Raw genomic sequence first — 8,203 nt, forward strand, 5'->3', positions numbered from 1 at the left:
GCTCCGCTGAGGGACTCGGCGCCGCTGAGGGACTCGGCGACGCCCACGGGGAGGCGCATGGCGACGTCTCCGTCGACGAGCTGCGGCTCAGCGAAGAGCTCGCGGGCGCCGGCACGACCGCGGCGAGCGCCGACATCGCCGAGTACGCCCTGTGGCTCGGCGACGACGCCCTCATCCTGTCGCAGCAGCTCGGCGCCTGGATCTCCCGCGCCCCCGAGCTCGAGGAGGACGTGGCGCTCGGCAACATCGCCCTCGACCTGCTCGGCCACGCGCGCTCCTTCCTGCACTTCGCGGGCACGTGGGACGGCCGGTCCGAGGACGACCTCGCGTACTTCCGCGACGAGCCGGAGTTCCGCAGCGCCTGGATCGTGGAGCAGCCGAACGGCGACTTCGCGCAGACCATCGCGCGCCAGCTCGTCGCCTCGGTCTACCTGGTGGAGCTCTACGCCGCCCTCCGCGCGAGCTCTGAGCCCACCTTCGCCGCGATCGCTGAGAAGGCGCTCAAGGAGGTCGACTACCACCGCGACCACGCCGTGCAGTGGGTTCTGCGCCTGGCGGGCGGCACGGAGGAGTCCCGGCGGCGGATGATCCGCGCCTTCGCGGATGTGTGGCCGTACCTCGACGAGCTGTTCCGCGACGAGCCGCTGATCGACCGGCTCGGCGACGTCGCCGTGCGCCCGTCGAGCCTCCGCGCTCCGTTCGACGCGGTCATCGCCACCGTGTTCGCCGAGGCCGAGCTCACGGTGCCGGAGGTTCCGGCGTCATCGGCGGGCGGCCGGAACGGCGCGCACGCGACCCCCTTCGGCCACCTCCTCGCCGAGATGCAGGTCCTGGCGCGACGACACCCGGGGGCGTCATGGTGACCCGGACCACTGCCGACGCGGAGGCCCAGGCCTGGCGGATCGCCGCCGCCGTGCCGGACCCGGAGGTGCCGGTGCTCACGATCGAGGACCTCGGCGTACTGCGGGCGGTCGAGCTCCGCGGCGAGCGCGTGGTCGTCGACATCACGCCGACCTACAGCGGGTGCCCGGCCATGGACACGATCCGCGACGATGTGGTCCTCGCGCTCACGGCCGCCGGGTTCGCCGACGTCGAGGTGCGGCTCGTGCTCGCCCCCGCGTGGACCACCGACTGGATGAGCGACGCCGGGAAGCAGAAGCTCCGCGAGTACGGGATCGCGCCGCCCAGCGGCCGCGCGGCCGTACCCGCCGGTCCGATCCGGCTCGCCCTCAGTGTGCGCTGCCCCCGCTGCGGCTCGCTCGACACCCGGGAGGTCTCCCGCTTCGGCTCGACCTCGTGCAAGGCGCTGTACGAGTGCCGGGCCTGCCTGGAACCCTTCGATCACTTCAAGGTGCACTGATGTCGCTGTTCTCCCCGGCCCCGGCGACGACGCCGGCGCCCTCTCCCGCCTCCCCCGCCCGGGCGCGCACCCGTGCCCGGTTCCACACGCTCGAGGTCGAGGACGTCCGCCCGCTCACCGAGGACTCCGTCGAGGTGACCTTCACGGTGCCCGCGGAGCTCGCCGACGACTACGACCACCTCCCTGGGCAGTACGTGGCGCTGCGGACGATGCTGGACGGCGTGGAGGTGCGGCGTTCCTACTCGCTGTGCCGGGCGCCCGAGCACCGCACCGACGGCATGCCGACCCGTCTGAGCGTCGCCGTGAAGCGCGACGAGGGCGGGACGTTCTCCACGTGGGCCCAGACCGGCCTGCACCCGGGCTTCCGCATCGACGTCATGAGCCCCCAGGGCACGTTCACCTCCGGCCTCGACGACCTGGACGAGAAGCACGTCGTCGGCATCGCGGCCGGCTCCGGGATCACGCCGCTGATGGCTCTCGCGCACACCGTGCTCTCCCGGTCGCAGACCTCGCGGTTCACGCTCCTCTACACGAACCGCTCGACGCTGGACGTGATGTTCCTGGAAGACCTCGCCGACCTCAAGGACCGCTACCCGACGAGGCTCACGCTGCACCACGTGCTGTCCCGCGAGCAGCGAACCGCGCCGGTGCTCTCGGGCCGCATCGACGAGCCCAAGCTGCGGACGATCCTCGACGCGCTGATCGACCCGGCCGACGTGGACGAGTGGTTCCTGTGCGGACCGCTCGCGCTCGTCGACCTCTGCCGGGAGGTGCTGGCCGACGTGGGCGTACCCCGCGAGCACGTGCGCTTCGAGCTGTTCACGACCGGCGACGAGCCGGTGCGGGCCGCCCGGCCGGTCACGGTGCGCTCGGGCGAGAAGACGGTACGGATCGAGGTGAACCTCGACGGCGTGTCCTCGACGGTGGAGAGCCCGGTCGCGGCGCGCGAGTCGGTGCTGAACGCCGCACTGCGGGTGCGGCCGGACGCGCCGTTCGCGTGCGCGGGTGGCGTCTGCGGCACCTGCCGCGCGCGCGTGATCGAGGGCAGCGTCACGATGACCGAGAATTACGCCCTGGAGCCCGACGAGCTGGAGCGCGGCTACGTGCTCACCTGCCAGTCCCATCCCACCAGCGACCGCGTGGTCGTGGACTACGACGTCTGAGGAGTCCTGATGATCGATCTCGCCATCGCCGACGACGTCGCCACCGTGGTGCTCGACGCCCCCGCGAAGCTCAACGCCCTGGACGAGGCCGCCCTCGCGGAGCTCGACGCCGCGTACCGGGATGCCGAGGCCGCCGGGGTGCGCGCACTGCTGCTCCGCGGTGAAGGGCGGGCGTTCTGCGCCGGGCGGGACATCTCCGCCGTCGATCCGCGCGACGACGACGTGCTCGGCTACCTCGGCGGGCGGGTGACACCGCTGCTGCAGCGGATGTCCCGCTTCCCCGCGCCGACGTTCGCCGTCGCCCACGGCGCCTGTCTGGGCGTGGGACTCGGCCTGCTCATCGCGACGGATGTCGTGTACGTCGCGGAATCGGCGAAGATCGGCTCGCCGTTCGCAGCGCTCGGCGCGACCCTGGACTCCGGCGGGCACGCGCTGTTCCTCGACCGGCTCGGCCCGCACAAGACCCTCGACCTCATCTACACGGGCCGGCTCATGAGCGGCACGGAAGCCGTGCGCTCGGGGCTCTTCTCCCAGGTTTTCCCGGACGACGAGGTGCTCGCCGCCGCGACGGCCGCTGCGGGGAAGGCCGCCCACGGCGCCACGGCCGCCTTCCGGGCGAGCAAGGAGCTCGTCGCCCGCATCCGCGACGAACGCCTCACCCTGTGGGAGTCCATCGACGTCGAGAACGCGGCGCAGGCCGCCCTGTGCGACACCGAGGACTACCGCGAGGGCTTCGCCGCGTTCCAGGAGAAGCGGAAACCGGAGTTCCGCGGGCGCTGACGCCACGGCCCGGTCGTCGCTGTCAACCGTCTCGTGTGGTGTCCGACCCCGGTGGGAGGATGCCCGCATGCTGCTCTCGGAGCTCGTCACCACCACCGACCAGGTCGCCGCGACCTCGTCCCGCCTGGCCAAGATCGAGGCGATCGCCGCGCTGCTCCGCCGGGCCGACGCCGACGACATCGCCCCTCTCGTGGGGCTGCTCCTCGCCACGCCCCGCCAGGGTCGCCTCGGCGTGGGCTGGCGGGGGCTGACCGCTCTCGCGATCGAGCACAGCGCGACCTCGACCCTGACCATCGCGGAGGTCGACCACGCCTTCGACACCCTCGCGCACACGTCCGGCTCCGGATCAGCCGGTGTCCGCAGCGCGCTCCTGCACGATCTTGCCGCCCGCGCGACGGCTCCCGAATGGGACTTCCTGACCAGGGCCATGCTCGGGGAGCTCCGCACCGGGGCGCTGGGCGGCGTGCTGCTCGACGCGATCGCCCGCGCCGCCGAGGCTCCGGCCGCGACCGTGCGACGGGCCGCCATGCTCTCCGGCGACCTCGGCGAGACGGCGCTGCTCGCGCTCACCGGTGCCGAGGGAGCGCTCGACGAGGTCGGGCTCCGGGTGGGTCGCCCCGTGCTCCCGATGCTCGCGGCCACGGCGCCGACGCCCACGGCCGCCCTCGAGATCACCGGACGCGCCTCGGTCGAGTACAAGCTCGACGGCGCGCGCATCCAGGTGCACCGCCGCGGCGACGAGGTCGGCATCTACACGCGGAGCCTCGCCGACGTCACCCACCGCCTGCCCGAGATCGTCGAGGTCGTCCGCGGCCTTCCCGCGCAGGAGGTCATCCTCGACGGCGAGACCCTGGCGCTCGACGAGGACGGCGGTCCCCGGCCGTTCCAGGAGACGATGTCCCGGTTCGGTGCGGATGCCGCGCGCGAGCTCGCCCTGCGGCCCTGGTTCTTCGACGTCCTGCACGTGGACGGCCGCGACCTGCTGGACGAGCCGCTGTCGGTGCGTCAGGGGGTCCTGGCCGAGGTCGCCGGCGAGTGGCGCATGCCCGGCATCGTGACCGACAGCGCGGAGGAGGCCGAGCGCCTGTCCCGCGAAGCCCTGGCGGCCGGTCATGAGGGCGTGCTGGTGAAGGCCGTGGATGCGCCGTATGCCGCCGGTCGCCGCGGCAAGTCCTGGGTCAAGGTGAAACCGGTCCTCACGTTCGACCTCGTCGTGCTGGGCGCCGAGTGGGGGTCGGGGCGACGGCGCGGATGGCTGTCGAACCTGCACCTCGGAGCACGGGACCCGGATGGCGACTTCGGCGACCCCGGCGGCTTCGTGATGGTGGGCAAGACGTTCAAGGGCCTCACGGATGCGCTGCTGCAGTGGCAGACAGAGGAGTTCCGGGCGCACGAGACCCATCGCTCGGCGTCGACGGTGTTCCTCCGGCCGGAGCTCGTGGTCGAGATCGCGATCGACGGCGTGCAGCGGTCCCCGCGCTACCCCGGCGGCCTCGCCCTCCGCTTCGCCCGGGTCAAGGGCTACCGTCCGGACAAGACCGCTGCGGAGGCCGACACGATCCAGACCCTCCTGGCCCTGCGGCGCGGTGCCGCGGACGACTCCTGATCAGGCCGTGGGCGGCAGTCCCTCGTCCTCCTGACGCACGGTGCCGCGGAACGACCAGGGGAAGTCGATCCAGAGGTCGGTGTCCTTCCACGCGAAGTCCGGCTGGATGATCGTCGAGGGCTTCGTGTAGATCGTGACCGAGCGCACGTCGGCGCCCTTCTCCTGCAGCAGCTGCACCGCGAGCGCCAGTGTGCGACCGGAGTCGGCGACATCGTCCACGAGCAGCACGCGGCGGCCGTCGAGGTAGGCCATGTCGAGTTCGGGCGGCAGCACCTCGGGGGCGTCCAGCACGGTGCCGATGCCGGTGTAGAACTCGACGTTGATGGCGCCGCAGTTCTTCACGCCGAGCCCGTACGCGATGGCGCCGGCCGGGAGCAGGCCGCCGCGCGCGATCGCCACCACGACCTCCGGCTCGAAGCCCGTCGCGATGATGTTCCGCGCCAGATCGCGCGTCGCCGCGCCGAAGCCGTCCCACGTGAGCGTCTCGCGCTCGATCGATGCATCCGTCATCGGTCCATTCTCGCGCATCCGCTCCGTCCGGGCCGCCGCTAGACTGAGCAGGTCCGGCCCCGCCGGTGCCTGAAAAAGAGGCACGAAGCACCTCGCATCGCCGCGAGGGCGAGACACATACGGATCCCCCTTCTCCGTCCCTGTCTCGAAAGGCTTCTCCATGCCCTCCGTCTCCGCGCACGTCGCCCTCACCCTCGCCCAGCACGTCGATGCCGTCTTCGGCGTCATGGGCAACGGCAACGCCTACTTCCTCGACGCCCTCGAGACGCAGACCGACGCCACCTTCACCGCCGTCCGTCACGAGCAGGGCGCGGTCGTCGCCGCCGACGCGCACTTCCGCGCCTCCGGCCGCATCGCCGCGGGCACCTCCACCTACGGCGCCGGCTTCACGAACACGATCACGGCGCTGGCCGAGGCCGTGCAGGCGCACGTGCCGCTCGTCCTCGTCGTCGGTGACGAGCCCACATCGGGGCCGCGGCCGTGGGACGTGGACCAGATCGCTCTGGCCTCGGCGGTGGGCGCGCGCACCTACACCGTCGGGCGGACGGATGCCGCCGCGACCACCGTCATCGCCGTCGAGCACGCCCTCACCTATCGCGTGCCCGTCGTGCTCGCCATCCCCTACGACGTCGCCGCCCTCGAGGCCGGGGCGGTGCCGGCGGCCCCGGCTCCTCGGCTGCCCGCCCCGCTCGCCCCGCGCGGGGACTTCGCCGAGAGCATGCTGGATGAGATCGCCGCCGCCCTACGCGACGCCGAGCGCCCGTTCCTCCTCGCCGGGCGCGGGGCGTGGCTGGCCGGCGCGGGCGAGGCTCTCGGCGCCCTCGCCGCGCAGACCGGGGCCCTCACCGCCTCCTCCGCCCTCGGCCGCGGCATCTTCCCGGACGCCCGGTACGACCTCGGGGTCACCGGTGGCTTCGGCGCCGAGGGGGCGATGGAGCTCGTGCGGACCGCGGACGTCGCGGTGGTCTTCGGCGCGAGCCTGAACCAGTTCACGATGCGCTTCGGCGACCTGTTCGCCCCGGGCACCCGGGTGTACCAGATCGACACCGCTCCGGCCGCGACCCACGCCCACGTCGGTGGCTTCGTCCGCGCCGACGCCCGCCTCGCCGCCGAGGCCCTCGTCACCCGCCTCTCCTCCGGGCACGACTTCTCCGAGCACAACTTCGGAGATGCCGTCGGACTCGCCGGGGCCACCCCCGACTCCGGCGGCGTGTCGGGCGCGGACTCCGCAGTTGTGCCCGCCCGCCCGTGGCGGGAGACGGTCGATGTCGCCGCGGCCCGCGCGTACGAGCCGGGAGACGAGCTCGCGCCGGACGGCCGCCTCGACCCGCGTTCCGCCGCGCGCCGGATCGCCGAGCTCCTCCCCGAAGACCGCGTCGTGGTGTCGGACGGCGGGCACTTCATCGGCTGGGCGAACATGTACTGGCCGGTGGCCGCGCCCGACCGGATGATGATGATCGGCACCGCGTTCCAGTCGATCGGACAGGGCTGGCCCAGCGTGGTGGGTGCGGCCCTCGCCCGTCGGGACGCGACCATCGTGCTCACCTCGGGCGACGGCGGCGGGCTCATGGCGATCGCCGACCTCGAATCGGCCGTCCGGGCGGCGGGCGGACGCGGCATGGCCGTGGTCTGGAATGACGCCGCGTACGGCGCCGAGGTCAACCTCTACGGGCTGAAGGGCCTGGCCGAGGGTCCGATGCGCATCCCCGAGGTCGACTTCGCCGCGTTCGGGGCGGCGGTCGGTGCGGAGGGCGTCGTGGTGCGGACGCTGGACGACCTGGATCGCCTCGCCGCGTGGTCCGAGGAGGACCCGGCGACCCGGCGCTTCCTCGTCCTCGACCTCCGGATCTCCGGCGACGTGATCGCGCCGTACCAGCAGGAGATCATCCGCGTGAACTCCTGACCTGTGCGGGCCGATAGGCTCCCGGAATGACGGATGCTCCTGAGGTCCTGCGCTACAGCGCCTTCGCCGCGACGCCGGACGGCGGCAACCCCGCCGGGGTCGTCTTCGACGCGGACGGGCTCGACGAGGCGGACATGCAGCGGATCGCGGCCGAGGTCGGCTACTCGGAGACCGCGTTCGTGCAGGACGCCGCGGCGGACGGCTCCCGTTTCCGCGTGCGCTACTGGTCGCCGGCTGCGGAGGTGCCGTTCTGCGGGCATGCGACCGTCGCGACCGCGGTGGCCCTCGCCGAGCGGCAGGGTCCGGGGACGGTCGTGTTCGCGACCGCGGCCGGAGACGTGTCGATGGAGTCCTTCGCGGACGCGGACGGCCGGGTCACGGTGTCGTTCACGAGTGTCGAGCCGGAGGTCCGCGACCTCGACCACGTCGTGCGTGACCGCCTCCTCGCGCTGCTGGGGATGGAGCCGGCCGATGTCGACCCGCGCTTCCCGGTCCGTGAGGCGTTCGCGGGCAACTGGCATCCGATCGTCTTCGTCGCCGACCGGGAGCTCTTCCACCAGTTCCGCTTCTCCCCCGCCGAGGTCGCCACTCTCATGCGCGCGCAGGGCTGGCACGGCACGGTGACGGTGCTGCACGCCGAGGATCCGGCCGAGATCCAGGCCCGCAACCTCTTCCCCGTGGGGCGCATCACCGAAGATCCCGCGACGGGGTCCGCGGCCGCTTCGGTCGGCGCCTATCTCCGCGCCCAGGGCTATCCGGGCGACACCGTCCGGATCCATCAGGGCGCCCACGTCGGTCGCCCGAGCGAACTCCGCGTCGCGATCCCGGCCTCCGGCGGCCTCGTCGTCTCGGGCGACCGACGTGGGCGCCCTGATGGATCC

At 72.9% G+C, this 8,203-nt stretch carries 8 protein-coding genes; 7 read left to right on the forward strand and 1 reads right to left on the reverse strand.

Translation table 11 applies throughout. The features are described 5' to 3' along the window. Positions 1 to 80: 80 nt before the first annotated feature. From paaC to BV453_RS02685, 5 genes are all read left to right on the forward strand, one after another. Positions 81 to 863, forward strand: coding sequence for a 1,2-phenylacetyl-CoA epoxidase subunit PaaC (paaC, locus tag BV453_RS02665; protein ID WP_249520818.1), 783 nt, complete (start codon positions 81 to 83; stop codon positions 861 to 863). After that, on the forward strand, positions 857 to 1,360 hold the full coding sequence (gene paaD, locus BV453_RS02670) for a 1,2-phenylacetyl-CoA epoxidase subunit PaaD (RefSeq protein ID WP_249520812.1): 504 nt from the start codon (positions 857 to 859) through the stop codon (positions 1,358 to 1,360). The genes paaC and paaD overlap by 7 nt, the downstream gene beginning before the upstream one ends. Continuing rightward, positions 1,360 to 2,523, forward strand: a complete 1,164-nt coding sequence (gene paaE / locus BV453_RS02675) for a 1,2-phenylacetyl-CoA epoxidase subunit PaaE (protein ID WP_249520813.1) — start codon at positions 1,360 to 1,362, stop codon at positions 2,521 to 2,523. Before paaD ends, paaE begins: the two co-directional genes overlap by 1 nt. Positions 2,524 to 2,532: 9 nt before the next feature. Further along, complete coding sequence (locus tag BV453_RS02680) at positions 2,533 to 3,303, forward strand: enoyl-CoA hydratase/isomerase family protein (RefSeq protein WP_102208162.1); 771 nt, start codon at positions 2,533 to 2,535, stop codon at positions 3,301 to 3,303. A 67-nt stretch (positions 3,304 to 3,370) separates the two neighbouring features. Continuing rightward, positions 3,371 to 4,909, forward strand: coding sequence for an ATP-dependent DNA ligase (locus BV453_RS02685; RefSeq protein ID WP_249520814.1), 1,539 nt, complete (start codon positions 3,371 to 3,373; stop codon positions 4,907 to 4,909). On the opposite strand, the gene BV453_RS02690 is transcribed toward BV453_RS02685, so the two are convergent. Beyond that, positions 4,910 to 5,419, reverse strand: a complete 510-nt coding sequence (locus BV453_RS02690) for a phosphoribosyltransferase (RefSeq protein WP_060923485.1) — start codon at positions 5,417 to 5,419, stop codon at positions 4,910 to 4,912. Positions 5,420 to 5,579: 160 nt separating this feature from the next. Between BV453_RS02690 and BV453_RS02695 the strand changes: the two genes are divergently transcribed. Next, on the forward strand, positions 5,580 to 7,322 hold the full coding sequence (locus BV453_RS02695) for a thiamine pyrophosphate-binding protein (RefSeq protein ID WP_249520815.1): 1,743 nt from the start codon (positions 5,580 to 5,582) through the stop codon (positions 7,320 to 7,322). Between the two features lie 26 nt (positions 7,323 to 7,348). Then, positions 7,349 to 8,203 (forward strand): PhzF family phenazine biosynthesis protein (locus BV453_RS02700; protein ID WP_249520816.1); only part of this gene is annotated, 855 nt, incomplete at its 3' end.

Source organism: Microbacterium sp. ER1, from assembly GCF_023383675.1.
Lineage (GTDB): Bacteria > Actinomycetota > Actinomycetes > Actinomycetales > Microbacteriaceae > Microbacterium.

Excerpts from the sequence above, each read along its gene's own strand:
- paaE (WP_249520813.1), top strand. The coding sequence starts at position 1,360 with ATGTCGCTGTTCTCCCCGGCCCCGGCGACGACGCCGGCGCCCTCTCCC.
- BV453_RS02685 (WP_249520814.1), top strand. The coding sequence starts at position 3,371 with ATGCTGCTCTCGGAGCTCGTCACCACCACCGACCAGGTCGCCGCGACC.
- BV453_RS02680 (WP_102208162.1), top strand. The coding sequence starts at position 2,533 with ATGATCGATCTCGCCATCGCCGACGACGTCGCCACCGTGGTGCTCGAC.
- BV453_RS02690 (WP_060923485.1), bottom strand. The coding sequence starts at position 5,419 with ATGACGGATGCATCGATCGAGCGCGAGACGCTCACGTGGGACGGCTTC.
- BV453_RS02695 (WP_249520815.1), top strand. The coding sequence starts at position 5,580 with ATGCCCTCCGTCTCCGCGCACGTCGCCCTCACCCTCGCCCAGCACGTC.
- paaD (WP_249520812.1), top strand. The coding sequence starts at position 857 with ATGGTGACCCGGACCACTGCCGACGCGGAGGCCCAGGCCTGGCGGATC.